This is a genomic window from Vibrio sp. Vb1337, from assembly GCF_033338715.1.
GTDB classification, from domain to species: Bacteria; Pseudomonadota; Gammaproteobacteria; order Enterobacterales; family Vibrionaceae; genus Vibrio; species Vibrio alginolyticus.
Genome location: NZ_JAWOTD010000007.1, coordinates 75,570 through 98,588 on the forward strand (window position 1 = coordinate 75,570; position 23,019 = coordinate 98,588).

Here is a 23,019-nt window from a genome sequence, read left to right on the forward strand (position 1 = left end):
CCTACCCAAGGCCGAGTGTTTGCGCATAGCCAGACACAAAACTTTCTAACGTATAACGAACTTTAAACTGCTCTATTTGATTTCTAGACATCTGGTCAAGTTGACCTAACTTAAAACCGTTCTCTATCGCACTTGCACTCGCTTCTAAATCATCCAGATCAATTTCAATGGCATTAGAACCGAATTGAATGACATCCGATAATTGCTCGAAATCCGGAATCGCAATCGGTAATCCGCAAGATACCGCCTCCACGATTAGGTTAGGTGTTAGGCTCGTTCCGACACATGTCCTTAGTGGTAAAACCAACAAATCTGCACTCGCCATCTCAACTGAAATATCAATGCTCTCTTTAAACTCTATTTGGTGATGTAGCTCATGTTTAGAAACAAGTTTCTCTATATTTGCTTGGTCGCCGAAGCCACTGAGACAGAGCGTTAGATCAAAATCGATACATTCTCGCTTCTTTAGTATTGCAGCCAATTCAATTAAAGCGTCAACGCCTTTTGATGGCTTAGAATGCCCGATATAAAGTAAAGACATTCTTTGTGTCTTCTTTGCAGGAATGGGTCGCGAAAAGTGCTCAGAAAAAACCCCATTTTGAATGAAATAGACTGGCAAATGAGACAGAGAAGATAACTGAAATTTCTGGTAGTTACTGTGCACAATCGCTTGACAAAAATTGTCTAACAAAAGCTTGTATAAAGGCGCACTGATAAACGAATTAAATAGCAATAAATGTAAATACTTAAACCAATTCCGAAAAAAATAATGCTTGTTATTACGGACCTCGTCTAAGGTCAAATATGACTGCCAAATGGATAAAGTCGTCTGCTTTTGATATCGAGATTTTAAAAAGAAAAAAACCACCAATAGTTCTATAGGCGTAGCAATATGTAGGTTAACCTTCGCACTGTTGGTTTTCTCGATCAGCCTGTTGAGCTCTCTACATAAGTAAATAAGATTCATCAGCCCCTCAAACAGAGATTCATATCGACTCTCATTACGAAAGGTATGTTGTTCAACCTTAATATGAGAACGAAACTCAGTTGGAGTAACAGTGACAACATGATGTCCATTCTCAGTTAAGCACTGCGCTAAATTGACGAAGTTTTTACTCATTGCTTCTTTTTGATCACTTCGAAATCTAGCGATAGCTAAGATCACAAGTTCCATTTGTTTTCCTAATACTTATCGCACCTAATAACCATAGTATAAACAACGAGAACCTGAGAAACTGTTTACTAGTAAGAGAATCAAAATGATAAAAAGATAATGATTGAATTAGTTTTAAAAGGGCTCACCGAAAGAGCAAAAGGAGATAGATAAAAATCAGGGCTTTATTGCAGTTCGGTCCATTAAAACCAGTCACAGTCCTTGAACACTCGCCTTGCACTGACTACAATGACGCACTTTTTTTAATGACTTCAAGGTCACACAAAATGACAGATACAGCTAAACCAGCTCTACCAGATCGCCTAGCGGGTAACCCACGTAGCCCATTCTTCATCAAAGAATGCTTCGAGCACCAAATCGGTATTCGTATCAACGGCCAAGAGCGTACTGACGTAGAAGAATACTGCATCAGCGAAGGTTGGGTAAAAATTGCTTCTCCTAAAGCAAAAGACCGTTTCGGTAACCCAATGCTAATCAAGCTTAAAGGCGAAGTTGAAGCGTACTACGTGTAAGCTGACCACGCTGAATATATTTGAAAGCTCGAGTTTGACTCGGGCTTTTTTAATGCCTGTCATATCCCTTCCTCATTTAATCTCTTCCCTCTTCTTTTCAGTACAAAGTAGGGTCTGTTTATCTTTCGAGATTAAGTTTTGTTCGAGATAAAATCGTTTTAGGCGAGGCAAGGAGTGTGTAGCCTAGCATTCTAAGTAAATACTCCTTAACAAAGCATAGAACGATTTTAGCCGAACCCTTTGGACAGCGTTTGTTGGTCATTTCTACTGCGTTATCAGCTTTTTTATGTAGGCTAACTACACATCAAAGCTTCTGCCTTGCACAAATACCCAACAATTCGCTGCAAAAATCAGCTCGAAAGGTCAACAGACCCTAAACTCGATGTAAATCGCTGTTTTTATCTGATTGTTGTCTAAAGTTTCTAAAGAACGAACAGCAATAGCGATTGCCAAAAGAAACGACACCTTTTGAATACAGGGAGAGGAAATGGAAAGCCCACTTGTCACACTCAAACACGCCAGCAAAAGCTTTGTCGATGGCAAAGAGACACATCGCGTGTTGGAAGGCGTCGACTTTACGTTGAACACAGGAGCGAGCGTTGCGCTGACGGGTGCAAGTGGTAGCGGCAAAAGTACCTTACTCAATGTCATCGCTGGCTTTGAGCCGCTTTCCGATGGTGAGTTGTGGTTAGATGGCGATAACACGGCGGCTTGGAAAGACCCACAATGGAGCCGATTTCGACATAAAAAACTCGGTGTTATCTTTCAGCAATTTAATCTATTAACGCCACTCAACGTGCAGCAAAACATCGCCTTCCCTCTGCATTTGAATCAACAAAAATGGAACGACTGGTGCGATTATTTGGTCGAGACTCTAGGCATCAGCCAACTGCTCGACAGGCATGTTTCTGCCCTTTCCGGTGGCCAACAACAACGAGTCGCTATTGCGCGCGCATTGGCACACAAACCTAAACTGCTACTTGCTGATGAACCCACAGGAAACCTTGACCAAAAAGCAGGGTTAGAAGTGATGAAACTGCTCAGTGAAATCACCACCCAAGGCAATACCGCCGTGCTCTTGGTGACCCACAGCCATGAATGCGCTGAATTTATGAAAGCACGGCTGCGATTGGATAACAGTCAGCTACAGAACAGCCATCAAGTAAACAAACATGAGCTTCACCATGAAGCAAACTAAGCCATCAAACACCAGATTCACTCATACTCGACTCGCCCTGAATCTGTTTGCAGCGCACTATCGGCAGGCGCCACTGCAAGCCGCCGCAATTCTGATCGGTATCGTGCTGGCCGTGACCTTGTTTGTTGCGGTGCAAGCCATCAACCTCAATGCCAAGCGCAGTTATGCTGAGTCTACCGAGCAGCTCAGCGCACAAGCTCAGAACTTAATTATTCCACCAGCAGGGCAAAACTACCTGCCTGAATCGCTCTACTTCACCCTTAGACAAAACGGACTCAGTGCAGCGCTACCTGTAATCGAAGGGCGAGTGAGAGACGAACAAGGTCGACGCTGGTCAGTACAAGGTAGCGAGTTGATTGCCGCTATCTCTTCACGTTCTCGCTATTCATCAGATAGTGAACAGAACGTCTCTTTGTTCGATAGTGCTTTACCTTTGCCTGAGCTTTTAGCCGGCAAGCCAATCGTGATGATGAGCCAATCTCAACATCAAAACTTAGGAGAGGTAGAAACCCTAACTCTGGACGACATTCCAACCCAAGTGGTGGTGCTACCTGACGAATGGCAGTTAGGTAGCCGAATGTTGATGGACATTGGCTTTGCCCAGCAACTGCTCAATAAACAAGGACAGCTCAGTTACATTGCGGTTTTCCATTCGGGTGATAAAGGGAATAAAGACACGCAAGCAAATTGGCAGAAGCTGATTGGCGATCAAGGGCAATGGATTTCCAACAATCAAAGCACAGACCTTGGCTCGCTGACCGACAGCTTTCACCTCAATCTCACAGCAATGAGCTTACTTGCCTTTTTAGTCGGGCTGTTCATTGCCTACAACGGCGTAAAATACAGTTTGCTGAAACGCAATCGTCTGTTAGTACAAATCCAACAGGCGGGTGTCGCGCCGAGCATTGTGTTCTCTGCGCTGTTAGTTGAACTCACTATTCTCGTTACCATCGGCGCTTCCCTCGGTTTTGTATTGGGCATGCAGCTTAGCCACTGGTTACATCCGACCGTGGCACTAACGCTTGAACAACTTTATGGCGCGACACTGTTACCTGGCACTTGGCAGTGGCAATGGTGGGCGCAAGCATTGCTGCTCACGTTAGCCGCAACCCTATTGGCGTGTTGGCAGCACTTTAAACAGCGAGTGCGCCAGCCGCTTTCCTCTCATGGCGGATTTTATCAAGCGCCGGAAGCCTCTAACGAAAACCAATTGTTCGTGATAGGTGCTGCGTTGACGGCTCTCGCACTCGCAGGGTTATGGCTGAGTGAGCATCATCGCTTTACCATGGCGTGGCTCGGCGTGCTTGTGGTGTCGATTCCATTGTATCTACCCAAAACACTCAGCGTCTTAGCCAATTGGTGTGAAAAGCGCACCACTTCCGGTTTGATGCAGTATCTGTTTGCTGAGCTGCGTGAGCTGATTTCTCCGCTTTCTCTCGCCATGATGGCACTGCTACTCGCCGTTACTGCCAATATGGGGATGAACACGCTAGTTGGTAGCTTTGAATCCACCCTAAAGCAGTGGTTAGAACAAAGGTTACACGCCGATATTTACGTCAGCCCTGCGCAAGGGGAAATCGCAGATGTAGAGCGCGCATTAGGACAGTTCGACAATGTTGAGACCGTCTACAAGCAATACTACGTCGACGATAACCTACAAGGCTTACCGATTTTGCTTGGCACCAAAGACAAAGACACCTTAGAGCAAACAATGGTGTTCAAATCGCATTTGGAGAACTTCTGGTCCCGCTTTTACCAAGGTGAGCTGGTTGCCATCAGTGAACCAACCGCGGTCAAACTGGGTTTATCACTGGGTAGCGAGCTCACGCTTGATGCCGTTCCAAATAAGAACCTACTTGTGGGTGCGGTATTCCATGATTACGGCTCACCTAACGGTGAAGTCTTATTAGCACCAAAGTTATGGCAAGAGAGTGGCTTTACCGACCTGCCAACAAGCCTTGGCATTAAAGTCTCAGGGGACCCACAAATCGTCTACGAGCAACTGCGCGAGCAATTGAATCTGCATCCGAGTCAACTCTACGACCAGGCGCAAATCAAATCCATCGCGTTGGATATTTTCTCGCAGACCTTCGCCATTACACGCGCACTCAACGGCGTGACGTTGATGGTCGCGGTGATTGGTTTGTTCAGTGCTTGTTTTATGTTGCTCGACGCGCGCAAAGCCGCCATTGCAAGGCTGTATGCACTTGGCGTCAGCCGTCGTAAATTAATGACCATGGTGGTCGGGCAGATCGTCGCTTTAGTCAGTTTTACTCTGGTTATCGCCCTGCCCCTCGGAGCCATGGTGGGTTATGTGCTGACAGACATCGTCACCTTGCGCGCTTTTGGTTGGAGCCTAAATTATCTGTGGAATTGGAGTGACGCCCTCAGCATTGCGGCAATCACCATCTTGGTGGCGGTGATTGCAACCTTGATTCCGCTGTGGCGATTGGTCAGCAAGCCTGTCGTATCCAGTTTGCAAAGCGAGGTGTTGTGATGGTTCGATTAGCAAGCAAACTTACTACTCTACTCATAAGCAGCTTATTCCTGTTCGGTTGTGAAGATACGCAGCAACAAAATATGGGCACGTTGCTGGGAAGCGGAGATACGCAAAGCGAGAGCAACCTATTCACCTCCGTAGAAAAAGGAGTTGAACTCACCTTTCCAGCAGACCATCAAGCGCACCCGAACTTTCGTCATGAATGGTGGTACTTAACCGCTAACTTAATTGATGAAGATGGCAACCCACTTGGCGCCCAGTGGACACAATTTCGCTTTGCTGCTGCGCCGCCGCCACCGCCAAAGGGCGAAGATGACGTGAAGAAAACCGAATGGCAGACTCAGCAAATCTACATGGCGCACAGCGCGGTCACTACAACGGACAAACATTACGCCGATGAAAAATGGTCACGCGCTCAAGCCTCTCTAGCCGGCGTCGACACTTCACCGTTTCGTGTTTACCTCGATGATTGGCAGTGGACTTCTTCAACCAACGACCTCTTCCCTGCCACATTGAAGGCAAACTCCGAACAGTTTGGCTACTCGCTGACGCTTACCAGCAGCGCACCTTATCAAAAGCAAGGCGAACAAGGTTACAGCACCAAAAGTGCCGATGGTCAGGTGGCTTCGTATTACTACAGCCAACCGTTTATTGATGTGTCTGGTGAGGTCACTATCGACGGCGAAACCCATCAAGTATCCGGCAAAGGTTGGATAGACCGAGAGTGGAGCTCGCAGTTCTTACTCGACTCACAACAAGGCTGGGACTGGTTTGCCCTAAGGTTGAGTGACGACACCAGCTTGGTGGTGTTCCAATTGCGGGATTCCAAAACCGGAGCAGCCAGTTACTCCAGTGCAAGACTGATGCAGCAAGACGGCTCTGGCATCGCTATCTCACAAAAAGACATTCAGTTAGAGGCGACTAAGCAAACTGAAATCCAAGGGCGAAAGTATCCAACCGAGTGGCAAGTGTCGATTCCTAATCAGCAAATCGAGCTAACCGTTTCTGCCCTCAATCCGAACGCAAAGATGCCCCTTTCTGTGCCTTATTGGGAAGGCCCAGTGCGTATTGAGGGCTCTCATTCTGGGACAGGTTACATGGAGCTAACAGGGTATTGAAATATTGCGCGGGAGCCCCAATTATTCTGCTAGAACAAATACTGGCAACCAAGTCATACACTGATTGAAAGGAAATATGATGAACCCAATTATCGCCTTGCTGAAAGAGAACAACATCAGCGATGAACAGATCAACGAAATCTTCCAGACTCTGACGCAAAACCCGCTCGCGGCAATGGCAACAATCAGCCAACTAGGTTTGCCACAAGACAAGCTACAAATGCTGATGGCGCAAGTGATGCAAAACCCTGCGCTAATTAAAGAAGCAGTAGACGAGTTGGGATTGGATTTCTCAAAGGTTGAAGAAGCAAAAGAGAAGCTTCAAAGCCAAAACCAAGGCAACTAAGTCTTAGCCATCTAGCGCTGAATATAGAAAAGGCCGTTAACCCAAACATCTGGGTTAACGGCCTTTTTTGTTCACTACTTTGTTGTTAGCTACTTTTTTGTCAGCTAATTATTAGCGATTTAAAGACGCGAATTGCTCTGCTGTCATGCCGTAGTAAAGTTTATCGTCAAAGCCTTGCTCTAGTTTGTAATAGTCTTTCTGACGGCCTTCTTGAGTAAAACCATTTTTCTCTAAAGTCCTGTAAGAGCCAGCATTAGAATCGTAGCAATCGGCACTGACTTTATGCGCGTTTAGCTCAGTAAATCCAATCTCGGTCATCATTTGGCAAGCGCGAGTCGCAACGCCTTTACCCCATGCACAAGTTGGTAACTGATAACCCACTTCGTAGTTGCCAGTTAAGAACATCACTGCGGTCACTGCACACATTCCCATGTACTGACCTTGTTGGTCACGAATCACGAACGTTGGGCTATCTGGCCAAACATCGTCTTTAATCGCTTGTGCCGTATTTTCAATAATAGGGCCAAAGAAGCCTTCATATAGGCTGTTGTCAGCAGGTGCGAAGAACAGATATTGATTGACCTTATCGTCGTTCAACATCTCGATAATATCTTGTAGATCAGAGCCTTGAATCAGTTGGATAGTCAACGATTCGTTAAATGGGATGGCTTCGCCTTGTTTTAGTTTTTGATATGACATGTGTTACCTCGTTATCTGCTGAAAATAGTAGCCCAGCGGATAAGAGAAAAATTGGATTTTTGCGACAACTTTCAGGCTGAGTAGCAATGTATTACGACTCAAAATCGCCATAGATATCGATGGTTAAGTCGCGCTTTTTCAAGTACTTGCTCGGCGTTTTTCTTAGCTGCTGTTTGAGGGTACGAATCAAATGCGATTGGTCACTGAAACCAAATTGCTGTGAGAAGCTCGCCCAATCAATCGCCTCTTGTTGCTTGTAGAGGGTCAAAATCATCTGCTCCAGACGTGCCATTTGTTGATACTGCTTAACACTCAACCCCACCACCTGCTTGAAACTGCGCTCAAGCGTTCTTCGAGAAAAGGCGCACTGTTTGGCTATCTCATCAATATCCATTGCTAACTCAGGTGAACGTAGTGCTTGAGCGTCCATCACGGCCACCGCTTTTTGCGATGCCAAAAACGGTTTGGTACGACAAGGTTCGATATTTAACGCATCTAAATGTTGTTTGATGTAGTTCAGCAAACATTGCGGTGAATCTTGCAACTCTAGCTGCCATAACCCTTGTTGAAAGCGCACATCAAACGCCGTGTTGAGCCAATCAAACCATTCGCATTGGTTAATTGCAGCTACTTGGGGTGCATCACTAAACCGTGATTCAATGGCATACAAACCCTCTGGGCGAAAGGTGATGCCGATACGCTTGATAGGAGCCGTATCTTCCAACAACAGCAAGTGTTCGTTAGCCGTTAATAAGTGGCAGCCTTTGCCAGCAAGCTTAGTGTCTCCCGTGTCGTAGCTGTAGCCTTGCTCTGGTGGCGTAAAGAGTAAATGAGCACGCGGGTTTGGAATAAGGTGCGGCTTGGGGTCAATGACTTCACCCTCTGGCACTTCCAAGTACCAAATTTGATGAATGAGCCATTCGTACTCTGGCAGAGACTGTTTCCAAGCTATCATGATTGTCCTAGCGGTTAGCAAAGATAATAAGCGCGACGTTTTTGCTTAAACATCTGCTCGTTGAGTGTGACTGATTGGCGCGCATCTCGCCACGCATTTCTCACCCTGCTCCCTTGCAAGCTTGTTGGATTGCGGTAGGCTTTGAGCAGAGAATACAAGCTGAACAGAACAAGGATATACCCCGATGCGCGTCGACTACCACCAACGACTGGTTCCTGTGATTCGTTATTTAGAACAACACTTTAATGAACCACTAAACCTGCCAGAAGTGGCCGCGCTGGCGAACCTTTCCCCTTATCACTTTCATCGCACCTTCAAAGCCGTGCAAGGCGAAACACTGGCCGACTTCATTCGACGTTTACGTCTAGAAGCCGCCGCCGATGACTTATTCAAATCCAAACAACCGGTATTGAACATTGCCCTAGAGTACGGATTTTCTAGCTCACAGAGCTTAGCCAAAGCCTTCAAGCAACATTATGGTGTCACACCTACGGCCTTTCGTGACTGCGAAAACTACCAGCAGTTTTCTGAATTAGCACGAAACAGCAAGATTGGACACACGTTGCGCAAGAATGGAAACGAAGTAACACCAAGCGATTCATATACTGGCTCTGAACTCACCAAATGGAGCACGACAATGGAAACGCAAAACTTTGAAAAAGCAAAACTGGCTTACATTCGTGTAAACGGCCCTTACGGCCAAGGCTATGAAGAGCCATCAGGTCGCTTGTATCAATGGGCAGGAATGAAAGGTTTGGCGGGCAATACCTGCATCTTCATCTACCACGACAACCCAGAAATCACGCCAGACGAGAAGTGTCGCACTGATATCTGCTTGATGGTGCCAGAAGATACGGAAGTTCCGAAAGGCATTGAGCTGCAAGACTTTCCTGGAGGTCAGTATGCAGTGATGCGCCAGCACATTACTGACCCGAGTCAATACTCAAAAGCATGGGATGATGTCATGAGCAAGGTAATTGAATCCGGTATTGAGAACGACGACCGCCCTTGCTTTGAGCTTTACCACAGCTTCGACCCACAAACGCACCATGCAGACGTTAGCTTCTGCACCGCCATCAAATAAACCAAAAGCCTGCATCGTTGCAGGCTTTTTCATTTCTTACTCTGGTTGCTTAAATCCGTTCTTCCAAACGCTGTTTATCTTTTAATCCAATTACTTAGAACACGAACGAATACCTCAGTATTTTCGTGATCCTACTTCGCGTTTTGACCACGCGCATTCATTTGCTCGGCTGAGTTGGGATTCATTTCACAGATTATTCATGAAGCGAACCTAGACTGAAAAAATTCTATCGACCCCGTTCGACCTACAACGCTAGGCACAATAAAAACTAGGTACTACAGCACCTCTAGGACATTCCATGAAGAAGAACTTACTTGCCATTGCTCTTGGTAGCGTGATTGCGCTGACTGCTGCCCCATACTCTATCGCGGCTAACGATGCTGCCGTCCAATCTTCGGCCGACTACTCACAGATCGTCACCAAACGTCAGGTTGTCGACCAACTGCTGAGTGACGCGGTACAAGCATTCAAATCCCCTGCGCGTATCTCACATGCGGGTTTTACCGCCAAAATGCCGAGCAACATGGAGATTGTTACCGACCGCTTACTAGAAGCCTACAAACTTGAGCCATACCGTACTGACCTGCTGATTTCTGCGGCAAACGCGCAGATCTACAACAAGAATGCAGACCGCGCGATTGAACTGTTCGAACAAGCCCTTTCGGTCGCACCAGACGATGTGGATTTGCACGCTTACTTAGCGGTATGGCAACGCTTTGAGGGCAACCAAGCGGAATCAGCGAAACACATGGCGACGCTCACGAAGCTCAATGCTGGTAAAGCGGCAGACATCCAACGCATCTTCGACACTGTAGACCGCGTGCTTGCCACGCCACTAAAAGAGAAAGCCGATAAAGGCAAACTAAATGACAAGGGGGCGATCGTCACACTGGGATACGCACTGAATCCGGATGGTTCAATGCACCAAATCTTGGTTGAGCGTTTGGAAACCACGCTAGCCATGGCAAAAGCAAACCCAGACGCGTTGATCGTATTGACGGGCGGCGTACCAAAGAACCACAAAACCGAAGGCAAATTAATGGCAGACTGGCTGATCGAAAAAGGCATCAGCAAAGATCACATCATTGAAGAAAACTACGCCACCAGCACGGTAGGTAACGCTCTATTCAGCAGCTACGCATTAGCACGTCATAACATCAAACACGCGACCATCATAAGCTCAGCGAGCCACGTACGTCGTGGTCAAACCTTGTTTGAAATCGCAAGCTGGCAAACTGGCCCGCAAGACATCACTTTTGACACAGTGAGCTATCCAGACAAGCCACTGAAAGACTTAGCCAAAGCCAGCGATGGCGAATTGCTTGGTATCTACCGCGATGCACTGCGTACCTACGGTATGTGGAGCTACCGCTCTTACCCGCTAGAGTCGCGTTAAGTATTCTCGACTCATACCAATCAAAAAAGCCTGCGTACTTGCAGGCTTTCTTGTCTTTGTGCAGTGATAAGAACCGCTTAAATTGCTTCGCCGTTTACCGTTACTGCCACATCAATGTTGCCACGAACCGCGTTTGAGTATGGGCAAACTTGGTGTGCAATGCGCGTTAGTTCTAGCGCTTGTTCTTGTGGCATGTCTAGCTCTACCGCTAGGCTCACTGTTAGTGCAAAGCCGCCGTTATCGTTCGGGCCGATGCCCACTTCCGCTGTTACGGGTGCACTTTTTAGATTTACTTTACCTTCACGTGCTACGTGCAGAATCGCGTTAGAAAAACATGCCGAATAGCCCGCTGCAAAAAGCTGTTCTGGGTTAGTTGCTGCGCCTGTGCCGCCCATTTCCTTCGGATATGACAGCTCTAGATCGAGAAGACCGTCATCAGTTTTTACTTGACCATTACGACCAGCCAAAGCGGTAGCTTGAGTTTTGTATAGAGTAGTCATGCGAGTGTCCCTCTTAATTTAAGTTGTACGCAATTTAATTGCTTGCAATCTTATATCGAAGTAAAGATCGTTTGCAACTATATTGTGCACAATTTATTTTATGACTCTCTTTCTCTGTGATCAGGTAGGCAACGCCAATGAGCCAGTGTTACACCGACAACACCATGACCGACGACGATAAACTCTTACTCGAAAACCAAGTTTGCTTCCCGCTCTACAGCGCAGCAAATGCAGTGATCCGAGCTTACCGCCCGTTGCTGGACGAGCTTGCTCTGACTTATTCGCAGTACTTAGTGATGATGGTGCTGTGGGAAAAAGACGGTGCCAGCGTGAAAGAGCTGGGATCACAACTGCATTTGGACTCAGGCACGCTCACGCCGTTGCTTAAACGCTTAGAAGCAAAAGGCTATGTAGAGCGCGGTCGCAGTGAAACCGATGAGCGCGTTCGTGTACTCAACCTAACAGAACAAGGTCGTGATCTTAAGGAACAAGCCAAGTCAGTGCCAAACGCCATGATGTGTAAAATCACCTTAGAGCTGGATGAAATGATCATGCTGAAGAAGTTGTGTGGCAAAGTGCTCGATAATCTGAGCTAACAAGATAGAAGCATCCGCTTCCCCACTTCCTATTAGAAAGAGCCTGCCGAGATGCAGGCTCTTTCGATCTTATTCAGAACATCCACTTAAGGTCATCATCAGTATTCTCTATTGCTAATCTGCCTTCATCTTCAATAAAACCTATCAAAGCAAACTCACTTACATCGGATTTCCCTATCAAGTGAAATAGGAAATGGCTATCAATAGGATAGTTACAAGCGATTTTCCTTAAACACACTCCGATGAGAATATACTTTCCGAAAGCAACAACAGCTCAGCTTAAAACATTCAAAGGAAAGTAAATTATGATTAATACTCAAATCAAACCATTTGCCGCTACAGCGTACAAAAACGGCGAATTCGTTGAAGTAACAGAACAAGACGTTCTAGGTAAATGGGCAGTATTCTTCTTCTACCCAGCAGACTTTACGTTTGTATGTCCAACAGAACTGGGCGACCTAGCAGACCACTACGAAGAGCTACAAAAACGTGGCGTAGAAGTTTACTCAGTATCAACTGACACACACTTCACTCACAAAGCATGGCACGACAGCTCAGACACAATCGGTAAGATTCAGTACTACATGCTTGGCGACCAAACAGGCAACATCACAAACAACTTCGGTGTGATGCGTGAAGGTCAAGGTCTTGCAGACCGCGCTACGTTCCTAATCGACCCAGAAGGTACTATCCAAGCAATGGAAATCACTGCTGAAGGTATCGGTCGTGACGCAGAAGACCTACTACGCAAAGTGAAAGCAGCTCAATACGTAGCAGCACACCCAGGCGAAGTTTGCCCAGCTAAATGGAAAGAAGGTGAAGAGACACTAGCTCCATCACTAGACCTAGTTGGCAAAATCTAAGTCACTGAAATTTAAGTTCTAATCAGTTCCGATTTCCTTTTTCTGATTAGAACTGAATTAGAGAGCACTTCAGGTTAGATACCTTGACGACCTTCTGCCTGATTTGCTCTCTCCCCCTCAGGTTTTATCTACAGTAACCACTTTTTATTGCCTATCTGAATAAGTAGGTGTGCAGTAATTGCGTAGAAAAAATCGTTTAGAACCAGGCATAGATTTTCGATAGCTAGTTCCTCTAACTACAAAATCTATAACGCAGTTATCAACGATTTTAGCTAGCAAGAATGAACAAATACTTGTTTTGATTGGTAACTATTTAATTAAGGTAGTAACAACTATGTTAGACCAAGCGATCCAACAACAACTCAAACAATATCTGGCTAATGTAAAAGAAGAAGTTCGTTTAGTGGTTAGTCTAGATGAAAGCAAAGCATCCAATGACATTTTGTCTCTAGCGAGCCAAATCGCAGAGATGAGCGACCTAATCACCGTTGAACGTGACGACAACGCAAGCGCACGTAAACCAGTGATGGCGGTAACTAACCCAGCAAAAGGCACAGCACTACGCTTTGCAGGCTTGCCAATGGGTCACGAATTTACCTCTCTAGTATTGGCACTGCTTCATTCTGGCGGTCACCCAATCAAACTAGAACCAGAAGTGATTGAGCAAATCGCAGCACTAGACAAAGATCTAGACGTAGAAATCTTCATTTCACTGTCGTGTCAAAACTGTCCGGACGTGGTTCAAGCGTTCAACATGATGGCGGCGATCAACCCGAAAGTAAAAGCAACCATGATCGACGGTGGTTTGTTCCAAGATGAAGTGAAACAACGCGACATCATGGCCGTACCAAGCGTATTCGTGAACGGTGAGCTATTCGGTCAAGGCCGTATGTCTCTGACTGAAATCCTAAACAAAGTGGATGACGGCGCGAGCGAGAAAGCGGCGAAAGCACTGAGCGAAAAAGACCCATACGATGTACTTGTTGTCGGTGGTGGCCCTGGTGGTAGCGCAGCTGCTCTATACGCAGCTCGTAAAGGTATTCGTACTGGCGTTGTTGCTAAGCGTTTTGGTGGTCAGGTTATGGACACCATGGCAATTGAGAACTTCATTTCAGTAAAACGTACTGAAGGTCCAAAACTGGCAACTGACCTAGCAGAACACCTAAAAGAATACGATGTAGATGTCGTGACCGAGCAACAAGCTGAGAAGCTAATGGGCGCAGCACACACAGAAGATGGTTTGATTCACATCCAACTTGAAAGCGGTGCAACACTGAAGAGTAAGAGTGTCATCTTAAGCCCTGGTGCACGCTGGCGTGAAATGAACGTTCCGGGTGAGCAAGAGTACCGCAACAAAGGTGTCGCGTACTGCCCACACTGTGACGGCCCACTGTTCAAAGGCAAGAAAACTGCGGTTATCGGTGGTGGTAACTCAGGCATCGAAGCGGCTATCGACCTTGCTGGTATCGTAGAACACGTAACGGTTCTTGAATTCGCAGACGTACTTCGCGCAGACCAAGTGCTTATCGACAAAGCGAACTCACTACCAAACGTAGACATCATCACGATGGCGCAAACAACAGAAGTAGTGGGTGACGGTACTCGCGTAACAAGCTTGAAGTACAAAGACCGCAACACAGATGAAATCAAAGAGATTGAATTGTCAGGTATCTTTGTTCAAATCGGTCTAGTACCAAACACAGAATGGCTAAAAGATTCAGAAGTAGCCCTATCTGAGCGCGGCGAGATTGAAGTCGGTAGCCGTGGCGATACTAGCTTAGAAGGTGTGTTCGCAGCGGGTGACGCAACAACCGTTCCTTACAAGCAGATCATCATTGCGATGGGTGAAGGTGCAAAAGCAAGCTTAGGCGCATTTGACTACCTAATCCGTAAGCAAGGCTAATCTCCAAATTTCTTGGACACAAAGCGCACGGTGCTGTGTTTTCTTCCCCGGAAAACCAATCGGGGCACCGTGGCAGCGATGAGTAACAAGAAATAAAATCAAAAAACCTAGAAGCCCAAAGACTTTGCCAGCAGGTACTAACTGCTGGCTTTTTTGGTTTGGGGAGAGGTGTAAGCAAATCCCTCAGCGCTCCGAGTTCAAACTGGAGGGAATGGCTCTACAATCACGGATAATTCAGTTCACTCCACCAGCATCACAACGCGCTGCGAATAGATTCTGAATACTCGCTTAGGCTCCTTCAGAATGACGCTGCTCGTTTAGCTCTCTTTCCGTCATTCCCGCGAACCTAGGTGAGACTCGGAATCTACTCACCGTAAACTCGATCGAAAATGAGTAGCACGAACAAACAAAAGGTGAAACAAGGTTGCAAGCACCTTACCCAACATTCAACCAGCAACCCCACCTAACCTCCCCTTGTATCAAACTCCGAAGCTCTCAACACGCAGAGCTCAAAAGGGAGGAACCGGTTCTGTGCTCGCGGATAGTTCAATTCACAACGCAACATAACAACACACTGAAAGTAGATTCTGAATACTCGCTTAGGCTCTTTCAGAATGACGCTCTTCGTTTAGCACTCTCTTTCCGTCATTGCCGCGAACCTAGGTGAGGCTGGGAATCTACTCACCACAAACTCGATCGAAAATGATTAGCAAGAACACGAACAAACAAAAGGTGAAACAAGGTTGCAAGCCCCTAACCCAGCTCTCAGATTCAAAGCACCAAACCCACCGAATTTCTCAATGTATCCAGATCCAAAGATATCAACCCTAAAAAATTTTAAAAAAGCCCTTTACCTCAACTTAACTTGAGGTTTTAGCATATTCATCGTTGGCTAGAAAATGACAAAAAGGAGCACATCATGATCCAACTAGAACATATTAACTTAGTCGTGAAAGATATCCCTGAAATGCTGAAGTTTTACCAAACTGCATTTCCACATTGGTACGTGCGTGATGAAGGTAAAGGCGAATGGAGTGGCAAACCAAGAAACTGGCTACATTTTGGCGACGAGTATCAATACATAGCCATGAGTGACCACGGCGAAGGAGAAAACCGCGAGTTGAGCGGGCACCAAGTTGGGCTAGCGCATTTTGCTTATGTGACCAACAACGTCGATGCAATCATCAAAAGACTAACCGATGCAGGTTATCCGATTGCCCAACCTGGCGCTGATGAACCATACCGCAAAAATGTGTATTTTATTGACCCTGCAGGTTTTGAGATTGAATTTGTTGAATACCTGGTGGATGACCCAAAACTTCGTAACCTGACAAGCTAAAAGAGATGTAAATAATAAAACGCCAGCAGATAGTGACTGCTGGCGTTTTATTTTATCTATCAGGCTTCTTTATCGCATTAGCGCTGTTTGGCGAAAACCTGAGTCCAGTAATACCCGTAACGTGCAGAGTGATTTTCGACAAGCGACGCGCCCATCTGATCAAAATCCGCACTCATGATATTAAGGCAGTGACCTTCACTCGATAACCACGCGTTAACGACGGCGTTAATGGTACTTTGCCCTACGGCGACATTCTCACCAATGGCGCTCCAAGCATAACCCGTTGCGTTAACTCGATCTGACATTTTGCTGCCATCAGAGCCTGTGTGGCTCATGAAATCGCTGTTCGCCATATCGCTTGAATGTCGATAAGCGGCGCTTTCCAAATCGTAGCTCCAAGTCAGGGCCCCTACAGGTGGCATGGTGGTTGCGCCACACTGTTGTGTAGTAGAGCGGGCGCTGTTGACCGCTGCAAGCATCTGCTCGGCAAATGTGCCTTGTGACGATGTGGAACCTGTGTTTTGTGAGCCGCTTTCTGCTGGGGCTGACGACTCCCCATCGCCGCCACATGCGCTGAGAAGTAGGGCCAAAGCAGGCACTAAGATCTTAGTTGGCATTGTATTTCCTTTATGAGTGACGAAGAGCAAACTGCGCTTTTCGATAATAACGCCCAATAAACTAACAAAAACCAATAAAAGCACCATATAGCTTAGGGGTTTTTAACCAAAGACTCACATGAAGTTTTCAATCGCCTTGGTTCGGTCGATAAATCGGCAACGTTTCAGCCCAAGTATGGAATGGCGTTTCATCCATATCCTGTATTGCTTGAGTGATAAAATCGATGAACACCCTAACTCGGGCAGGCACATATTCCCGGTTGGCATAGAGAAGATACACGCCATTTCCTGCTTGGCGCATGCTCGGAAATATCGGCACTAAACGCCCCGCTTTAAGCCAGTCTCTCGCGATAAAATGAGGGATCTGAGTTAATCCTAAGCCTTCTGCGCAAAGCTCTGCCATGGATTCACCGTCATTTACAATGTAGTTTCTTTCGGGGTCATATTCACTCGCACCGTCTGGTTCTGACATCCGAATCGGCAACAGTTTCCCCGTTTGTTTAAAACGAAAACGAACCCAAGAATGGTCATTGAATACATCCGAGCCACTCGGAACACCATGGCGCGCTAAGTAATCCTGACTGGCACAAATGATAAAATCGATAGGGCTGAGCTGACGCACAATCAATTGACTATCGTGAACGACACCAGAGCGAATCGACACATCAATACCTTGCTCAATAATATCAACGTAGGCGTCATCGTAATGAATATCGATAGTGATGTTAGGGTAGCGGCGACAAAACTCTTTTAATAAAGGACGAATATAGAGGCGACCGTACGAGACTGGCACATTAATCTTAAGCTGCCCTGAAAGTGCATCATTGTGACTTTTTAATGAATCCTCACATGCCGCCAGCTCTTCCAGTACAAACCTAGCAGTATTTGCGTACCGACGACCAGCTTCTGTCAGTCGGCTCTGTCGCGTAGAACGTTGAAAAAGCTGTATACCCAAATCGCTTTCAAGACGATGTATGGCTTTGCTCACGGTCGAAGGGTCAGTGCCATACACTTTGGCAGCCGCAGCAAAACTACCGCCATCTAAAGTGGCAATAAAAAATCGTAGGGACCGTATCTTATCCATATAACCAATGAACTCTATTCATGAATTTTATTCACTTTAGTAAAGACCAAGTGGCTCTTCAATCACTAATTAGCCTAAATATAATGAACCTCAATAACTTGATGCTCTGTTAGCGAGGAAAAAACCATGGGTAAAATCGGATTGAAGAATGCACTACAACTATTGATAGCAACACTAGTCCTATTCTTTGGGGTGCTTCAAACAGCACATGCCGCAGATAAACGAATTGGTATTCTAGTTTACGATGGCGTACTGACCTCTGATGTTACTGCTCCTTTAGAGGTTTTTGGCGTCGCAAGTCGTCTCACTTGGTTTAGTGATTATGACGTGCTCACCATTTCCGTCTCCGATCAGAAAACCATCACCACTGAAGAAGGATTAAAAATTGGTGTGGATGCTTGGATTGGCGATCAGCCGGAACTCGACGTATTGGTTTTAACATCCAGCTATGACATGGATGCACTAATCGAAAATAAAGATCTCATTCACTTTATTAAAACTACCTCAAAGGCGGCAGATTGGATGGCAAGTAATTGCTCTGGCGCGTATTTGTTAGCCGAAGCTGGCCTTTTAAACGGCAAAAAAGCAACAACTTGGGCCGGAGGTGAAAACGGCTTTCAAAGAGATTACCCTGCAGTCAAAGTACAAGTCGACCAGAATTTTGTCATTGATGATGGCGTTATCACTTCGAACGGTAGCCTAGTTAGCTATCAAGCTGCTCTTAAGCTACTTCACCTTATGACTTCAGAGTCTAAAGCTCAGGAAGTCGCAGATGCCATCCAGTACTCACGTTTTTCCAACCAACCATTTTAAGCGTGTAAGAAAGTAATCAGAGCCACCCTTCGATATTTCGAAGGTTAACTCTTCGAATTTATCTTCCTAATCGAACAACCCTTTTTATCACTGTAAAAGCGATAAAAAGGGTTGTCGTTCATCTGGCAGACACAACGTGCTCTCCAAACTTTTTATCTTAATGCTATGGAAAAACGTAAACGTTACGAAGCACTGACGAAAGAGCGATACCAAGAGATCTACCGTCTCGCGTATTGGTTATGCAAAGATCACCACCTTGCTCAAGATTTAGCGCAAGAAACCTTTCTGAAAGCGTGGCGATTCTTTGATAAATTAAATGACCCCAACGCCGCGAAGTCTTGGCTCATTACTATTTTGCGTCGTGAGAATGCTCGGCGCTTTGATAGAAAACAGTACGATTTTGTCGACATTGATGAGTGTGCAATACAGACAAAAACCTACCCTGGCAGTGACTACGACATGGCCCAAGATTGGCTTCAAAAACAAATGATGATTCTCGAACCCAAATACCGAGAGCCGTTGCTCTTGAGCTTAGTGGCTGGGTTGAATCATGATGAAATTGCCCAAGCCTTGAGGCTCAACCACAGCACAGTGGCGACTCGATTATTCAGAGCGCGTAATCAGATCATCGCACAGAAGGAGAGTCATTAAGACACAAAAAGTAGTCAACCATGTAAACTAACTGGCTATGCTCCGGTCTATTTCATAAGTCGTTACACAACTCGACGCTTTAACGCTTTACATCAAGCGCGACTAGATGAACACTTCTTGTCAAAGTACAATAACAGCCGACATAGAGTAGAGTCAGTAAAACATTATGAGTAACACGACGGCGAAAAAGCCGAATCCCTTATTTGAAATCCTTTTCAACGTATTTATCCCTTCCTTCATTTTGATGAAGTTTAGTGGCGATGAGCATCTAGGGACAGCAATGGCGCTGGTTGTCGCTTTGCTATTTCCTATCATTTATGGCGGTATGGACCTTGTCCGTAACAAGAAATTTAACTTTATTTCAGCTCTAGGCTTTATCAGTGTTCTACTAACTGGTGGCATCGGCTTGTTAGAGCTTGATACACGCTGGTTAGCACTAAAAGAAGCCCTGATTCCTGGCCTGATCGGTTTAGCGGTTTTGGGTTCAACGTTTACCCGCTACCCACTGATGCAGAAGTTAGTACTGAATGACACAGTGTTGAATCTCGCGTTGATTAACCAACGTTTAAAAGAAAATGGTAAAACCGATGCGTTCGAACGTTGCCTTATGTCTTCTAACTACCTGTTTGCAAGTACTTTTGCGTTCTCATCTGCAATGAACTACTTCCTTGCGACTTGGATTGTGACTAGCCCTTCTGGTACTGCTGCCTTTAACGAAGAGTTAGGAAAAATGACGCTGTACAGTTACCCAATGATTGCCATCCCAAGTATGTTGATGATGTTCGGTATTTTTTATTACATTTGGCGTCAAGTACGTGCGATGACATCGCTCGAAACAGAGCAAATCTTCCATCTAAAATAGCCCTATCATTACAAATAAACCCATAAAAAAGGGAGGATTTTATCCTCCCTTTTCTCAACAGACTCACTGTAAATCATAGCGTCAAAATGATTTTACCTGAAACTGCTGACGAGCGTCGCTCAACCATTTCAATCGCTGTTTGAAAGTCCTCTAACGGCAGATCATATGCAACGTTTAACTTTATGTCGCTGCTAATAAAGTGCTCTAACATTTCAGCGAACACCGTCTTTCTCCCACCTTTACCTACCGATTCTTCCCAATACCGCAAAAAGAATGTACTAAAGTCGATGTTGTTGGCCTCCATCGATTCAAAAAACCCAGGCGTATAAGGCGTTAACGACAATGTTCCGTAGTTAATGTATTGGCCGTTTTCTTTCAAGGTACGAATGAGATCCGTGCCAGCCTCACCACCTATCGCGTCCAGAGCGACCGTTGGTTGTGGCAGTTGGCGCGTTTGCAGCTGCGCTTGTAAGTCTTTCTTCGCGTCCAACACTGGAATCGTATCGTACGGATACTTTTCTGGCTTTGAAGTCACAGCAATCAGTGTAAAACCCAGTGAGTGAGCAAGCTGGGCGAATATCTTACCGATCGCTGACCCTGCCGCATTGATGATCACCACATCGCCTTTGTTCAACTTCGCCACTTTAGTGGTGATAACCCACGCGGTTAGCGCGTTGATGTACAATTGGCAGGCATAGCCGTTCTCCAAACTCTCAGGTAGCGGAAAAAGATTCTCAGGCGAGGCATCTATGTAGTATTGCCAAGTACCACTCATCGCCACCAACACCTTTTGCCCAACTTGAAGGTCAGTTTGACCAACTGCACTGACTTCCACCACACGCCCAACCGCTTCAAATCCCGGCACGCGAGGTGGTACGTGAACGCGGCGGTATTGCCCAACACCATGAATGGAAAGCAAGTCACTTGGGTTAATATTGGTGGCTTCCAGTCGCACCCGAACCTTGCCCTGAGCAAGCGGTTTGAGGGGCTCTTTTTCCAACGACAGCGACGTTTTGGGTTGACCAAAACAGAATTGATTCACTCGAGTATTTATCGTTGGTGCCATTGTTATTCATACCATGTAATTGAAATTCAAAAAGGAAGTTTCGCGACTTCTACTCAAAAGCATTAAGTGAAGTCGAAGCTCTGTATTTCTACCTGCGCGATGCGCCGTTCACTCTAAACTGTTGTGGCGTCATATCAAAATAGGCTTTAAATGCTTTGATGTAGGATGAGTCATTTTGATAACCCACTAGGTCTGCAATGGCTTGGATTGGCAACGATTCATCTAACAAAGAAAGCGAGTAAATTAGCCGAATTTGTTGCCGCCAAAGTAGAAATGAAGTGTTGAATTCCTTGGCGAACAGCCGTGATAAAGTACGCTCAGACGCCCCAATTTTCTCCCCCCACTCTTTTAGCGAACAGCTCAACGCTGGCTCGTCAGTCAGTCGCTCGAAAATCAGTTTTAGTCGTCTGTCTTGTGGCAGCAATAACTGAAATGTCTGCACGTTGCGTTTCAAAATTTGATCATGCAGCACCGCCAGTAAATGCAACACTTCTTCGTGGCTTGTCTCACCTTCACACAGTCTGCGGATCTCTTGTAAAAGCTCATTTAAAAACGACGTTAAAGCAATGGTTCTCACTTGTGGCTCGTACGTCGCACCAAACTCAGGGTTGAGGTAAATGCCAACAAATATCGTATTGCTTAGAGCAATCGACTCGTGTTGAACACCCGCAGGAACAAATAACGCAGAGGTGTGCGGAACCAAGTGCTGATAATGCTCCGTTTGTGTTTGCAATAACCCTTTGATAGGAAAGATGATTTGATGCCAAGTGTGTTGATGCAGCGCATCAATGTAACCTTTTGGCATGTCGATGGTTTTCACTAAAACAGGAGAATGGGGATTCGCGGCCATCATCTCATTGGAGGTGACGACGCCTGACTTCGAATCAATTTGGCGAGTTAGCATTGTTAGTTGTCTTTTCATCCCTACACCGACACAAGTTTACTAGGCTATCATGCTCCGCATCGCGAATGAAGGTAAACACTTTATCTCTCATTCAAATAATAAGGAGGTTATATGAAGAAAATCGGCGTCGTAAAAGCTGTGCTAGCAGGGAAAACCGTCCCTTATGCTCATGGAGCGCAAAGCGCAATCAACAAACAAGTGCTACCTGAGCGCCAGCACGCAACAGAGCTTGGTTTTACCAGTGATGAGCAAGGTGATCCGCGCTTTCATGGTGGCATTCAAAAAGCGCTTCATATTTACCCAAGCGAGCACTACCCAATCTGGCAACAAGAATTAGGCAAAAGACCAATTTTCCAATCCGCCGGCGGCTTTGGCGAAAACATCAGCTCCGAAGGCGTCACCGAATCCACGATTTGCTTGAAAGATAAAATTCGCATCGGCTCAACACTACTGGAAGTGTCGCAAGGTCGCATGCCTTGTTGGAAACTTAACGTACGTTTTGACCAACACGACATGGCGAGAAGACTGCAAGATACGCTTCGAACAGGCTGGTATTTCCGAGTGTTGGAAGAAGGCGATATCGGTGCAGGTGACGAGATTATTCTGTGCGAAAGACCTTATCCAGAATGGCCACTGGCTCGCATCATGGGCGCGGTTTTCACTGGCTGTTTAGATAGAAAAGAACTCACTAAGCTGTCTGAGCTGCCGTTAGTCGAGTCTTGGGGCAAGTTGGTCGAGCGCCGCCTAGAAACTGGCGAAGTTGAAGATTGGGAAATGCGCTTGGTTGGCCCAACTGTGGGTTAACACCCCAAAGTAAAATTTAAGCCACGCTCTGAACC

Annotated in this window: 23 protein-coding genes; 15 read left to right on the forward strand and 8 right to left on the reverse strand. The window is 46.0% G+C overall.

The annotated features are described in order from the left end of the window. Position 1: 1 nt before the first annotated feature. The gene (locus tag R7E42_RS09905; RefSeq protein ID WP_262637823.1) at positions 2-1,174 is read right to left on the reverse strand and encodes a glycosyltransferase; all 1,173 of its coding nucleotides are present in this window, start codon (positions 1,172-1,174) and stop codon (positions 2-4) included. A gap of 266 nt (positions 1,175-1,440) precedes the next feature. Here R7E42_RS09905 and R7E42_RS09910 point away from each other — a divergent pair, with 266 nt between their 5' ends. The 5 genes from R7E42_RS09910 to R7E42_RS09930 all read left to right on the forward strand — a co-directional run bounded on the left by R7E42_RS09910 (position 1,441) and on the right by R7E42_RS09930 (position 6,848). After that, a complete protein-coding gene (locus R7E42_RS09910; protein ID WP_005374689.1) occupies positions 1,441-1,686 on the forward strand; it encodes a DUF3297 family protein in 246 nt (81 codons plus the stop codon). 487 nt (positions 1,687-2,173) lie between these two features. Continuing rightward, positions 2,174-2,884, forward strand: a complete 711-nt coding sequence (locus R7E42_RS09915; RefSeq protein ID WP_167415811.1) for an ABC transporter ATP-binding protein — start codon at positions 2,174-2,176, stop codon at positions 2,882-2,884. Then, positions 2,871-5,381, forward strand: a complete 2,511-nt coding sequence (locus R7E42_RS09920) for an ABC transporter permease (protein ID WP_167415810.1) — start codon at positions 2,871-2,873, stop codon at positions 5,379-5,381. Before R7E42_RS09915 ends, R7E42_RS09920 begins: the two co-directional genes overlap by 14 nt. After that, positions 5,381-6,502, forward strand: a complete 1,122-nt coding sequence (locus tag R7E42_RS09925; RefSeq protein ID WP_167415809.1) for a lipocalin-like domain-containing protein — start codon at positions 5,381-5,383, stop codon at positions 6,500-6,502. Before R7E42_RS09920 ends, R7E42_RS09925 begins: the two co-directional genes overlap by 1 nt. A 79-nt stretch (positions 6,503-6,581) precedes the next feature. Then, positions 6,582-6,848, forward strand: a complete 267-nt coding sequence (locus R7E42_RS09930; RefSeq protein WP_004746427.1) for a DUF2999 family protein — start codon at positions 6,582-6,584, stop codon at positions 6,846-6,848. Between the two features lie 111 nt (positions 6,849-6,959). Here the strand turns inward: R7E42_RS09930 and R7E42_RS09935 are convergent, their stop codons facing one another. Both R7E42_RS09935 and R7E42_RS09940 read right to left on the reverse strand, forming a co-directional pair. After that, positions 6,960-7,547: a GNAT family N-acetyltransferase gene (locus R7E42_RS09935; protein ID WP_167415808.1), complete on the reverse strand. Its 588-nt coding sequence runs from the start codon at positions 7,545-7,547 to the stop codon at positions 6,960-6,962. A 91-nt stretch (positions 7,548-7,638) separates the two neighbouring features. Then, a complete protein-coding gene (locus tag R7E42_RS09940) occupies positions 7,639-8,502 on the reverse strand; it encodes a helix-turn-helix transcriptional regulator (RefSeq protein WP_318072621.1) in 864 nt (287 codons plus the stop codon). 184 nt (positions 8,503-8,686) lie between these two features. Here R7E42_RS09940 and R7E42_RS09945 point away from each other — a divergent pair, with 184 nt between their 5' ends. Both R7E42_RS09945 and R7E42_RS09950 read left to right on the forward strand, forming a co-directional pair. After that, a complete protein-coding gene (locus R7E42_RS09945; RefSeq protein ID WP_020195560.1) occupies positions 8,687-9,586 on the forward strand; it encodes an AraC family transcriptional regulator in 900 nt (299 codons plus the stop codon). Positions 9,587-9,884: 298 nt separating this feature from the next. Further along, a complete protein-coding gene (locus R7E42_RS09950) occupies positions 9,885-10,982 on the forward strand; it encodes an ElyC/SanA/YdcF family protein (RefSeq protein WP_318072622.1) in 1,098 nt (365 codons plus the stop codon). Positions 10,983-11,059: 77 nt separating this feature from the next. Here R7E42_RS09950 and R7E42_RS09955 read toward each other — a convergent pair whose 3' ends face one another. Continuing rightward, a complete protein-coding gene (locus tag R7E42_RS09955; RefSeq protein ID WP_005374640.1) occupies positions 11,060-11,482 on the reverse strand; it encodes an organic hydroperoxide resistance protein in 423 nt (140 codons plus the stop codon). A 137-nt stretch (positions 11,483-11,619) separates the two neighbouring features. On the opposite strand from R7E42_RS09955, the gene R7E42_RS09960 reads away from it, so the two are divergent. The 4 genes from R7E42_RS09960 to R7E42_RS09975 all read left to right on the forward strand — a co-directional run bounded on the left by R7E42_RS09960 (position 11,620) and on the right by R7E42_RS09975 (position 16,183). Further along, positions 11,620-12,078 carry a MarR family winged helix-turn-helix transcriptional regulator gene (locus R7E42_RS09960; RefSeq protein ID WP_136976782.1) on the forward strand — a complete coding sequence of 153 codons (459 nt, stop codon included), beginning with the start codon at positions 11,620-11,622 and terminating at the stop codon, positions 12,076-12,078. 305 nt (positions 12,079-12,383) lie between these two features. Then, positions 12,384-12,941 carry an alkyl hydroperoxide reductase subunit C gene (gene ahpC, locus R7E42_RS09965; protein WP_005374632.1) on the forward strand — a complete coding sequence of 186 codons (558 nt, stop codon included), beginning with the start codon at positions 12,384-12,386 and terminating at the stop codon, positions 12,939-12,941. A gap of 334 nt (positions 12,942-13,275) precedes the next feature. Then, on the forward strand, positions 13,276-14,844 hold the full coding sequence (ahpF, locus tag R7E42_RS09970; RefSeq protein ID WP_318070942.1) for an alkyl hydroperoxide reductase subunit F: 1,569 nt from the start codon (positions 13,276-13,278) through the stop codon (positions 14,842-14,844). Positions 14,845-15,763: 919 nt separating this feature from the next. Next, the gene (locus R7E42_RS09975; protein ID WP_186585576.1) at positions 15,764-16,183 is read left to right on the forward strand and encodes a VOC family protein; all 420 of its coding nucleotides are present in this window, start codon (positions 15,764-15,766) and stop codon (positions 16,181-16,183) included. Positions 16,184-16,260: 77 nt separating this feature from the next. Here the strand turns inward: R7E42_RS09975 and R7E42_RS09980 are convergent, their stop codons facing one another. Both R7E42_RS09980 and R7E42_RS09985 read right to left on the reverse strand, forming a co-directional pair. Beyond that, positions 16,261-16,800, reverse strand: a complete 540-nt coding sequence (locus R7E42_RS09980) for a CAP domain-containing protein (RefSeq protein ID WP_005398264.1) — start codon at positions 16,798-16,800, stop codon at positions 16,261-16,263. 127 nt (positions 16,801-16,927) lie between these two features. After that, on the reverse strand, positions 16,928-17,884 hold the full coding sequence (locus R7E42_RS09985) for a LysR family transcriptional regulator (protein ID WP_318072623.1): 957 nt from the start codon (positions 17,882-17,884) through the stop codon (positions 16,928-16,930). Positions 17,885-18,010: 126 nt separating this feature from the next. Between R7E42_RS09985 and R7E42_RS09990 the strand changes: the two genes are divergently transcribed. The 3 genes from R7E42_RS09990 to R7E42_RS10000 all read left to right on the forward strand — a co-directional run bounded on the left by R7E42_RS09990 (position 18,011) and on the right by R7E42_RS10000 (position 20,210). Next, a complete protein-coding gene (locus R7E42_RS09990) occupies positions 18,011-18,697 on the forward strand; it encodes a DJ-1/PfpI family protein (protein WP_213973042.1) in 687 nt (228 codons plus the stop codon). 120 nt (positions 18,698-18,817) lie between these two features. Beyond that, complete coding sequence (locus R7E42_RS09995) at positions 18,818-19,348, forward strand: sigma-70 family RNA polymerase sigma factor (RefSeq protein WP_318072646.1); 531 nt, start codon at positions 18,818-18,820, stop codon at positions 19,346-19,348. A gap of 166 nt (positions 19,349-19,514) precedes the next feature. Then, the gene (locus R7E42_RS10000; RefSeq protein ID WP_005383527.1) at positions 19,515-20,210 is read left to right on the forward strand and encodes a VC0807 family protein; all 696 of its coding nucleotides are present in this window, start codon (positions 19,515-19,517) and stop codon (positions 20,208-20,210) included. 73 nt (positions 20,211-20,283) lie between these two features. Here the strand turns inward: R7E42_RS10000 and R7E42_RS10005 are convergent, their stop codons facing one another. Beyond that, the gene (locus R7E42_RS10005; protein ID WP_047102450.1) at positions 20,284-21,276 is read right to left on the reverse strand and encodes a zinc-dependent alcohol dehydrogenase family protein; all 993 of its coding nucleotides are present in this window, start codon (positions 21,274-21,276) and stop codon (positions 20,284-20,286) included. Positions 21,277-21,364: 88 nt separating this feature from the next. Continuing rightward, positions 21,365-22,180, reverse strand: coding sequence for an AraC family transcriptional regulator (locus tag R7E42_RS10010; RefSeq protein ID WP_025768697.1), 816 nt, complete (start codon positions 22,178-22,180; stop codon positions 21,365-21,367). Positions 22,181-22,291: 111 nt separating this feature from the next. Between R7E42_RS10010 and R7E42_RS10015 the strand changes: the two genes are divergently transcribed. Further along, on the forward strand, positions 22,292-22,984 hold the full coding sequence (locus tag R7E42_RS10015) for an MOSC domain-containing protein (protein WP_053307998.1): 693 nt from the start codon (positions 22,292-22,294) through the stop codon (positions 22,982-22,984). Positions 22,985-23,019: the final 35 nt, after the last annotated feature.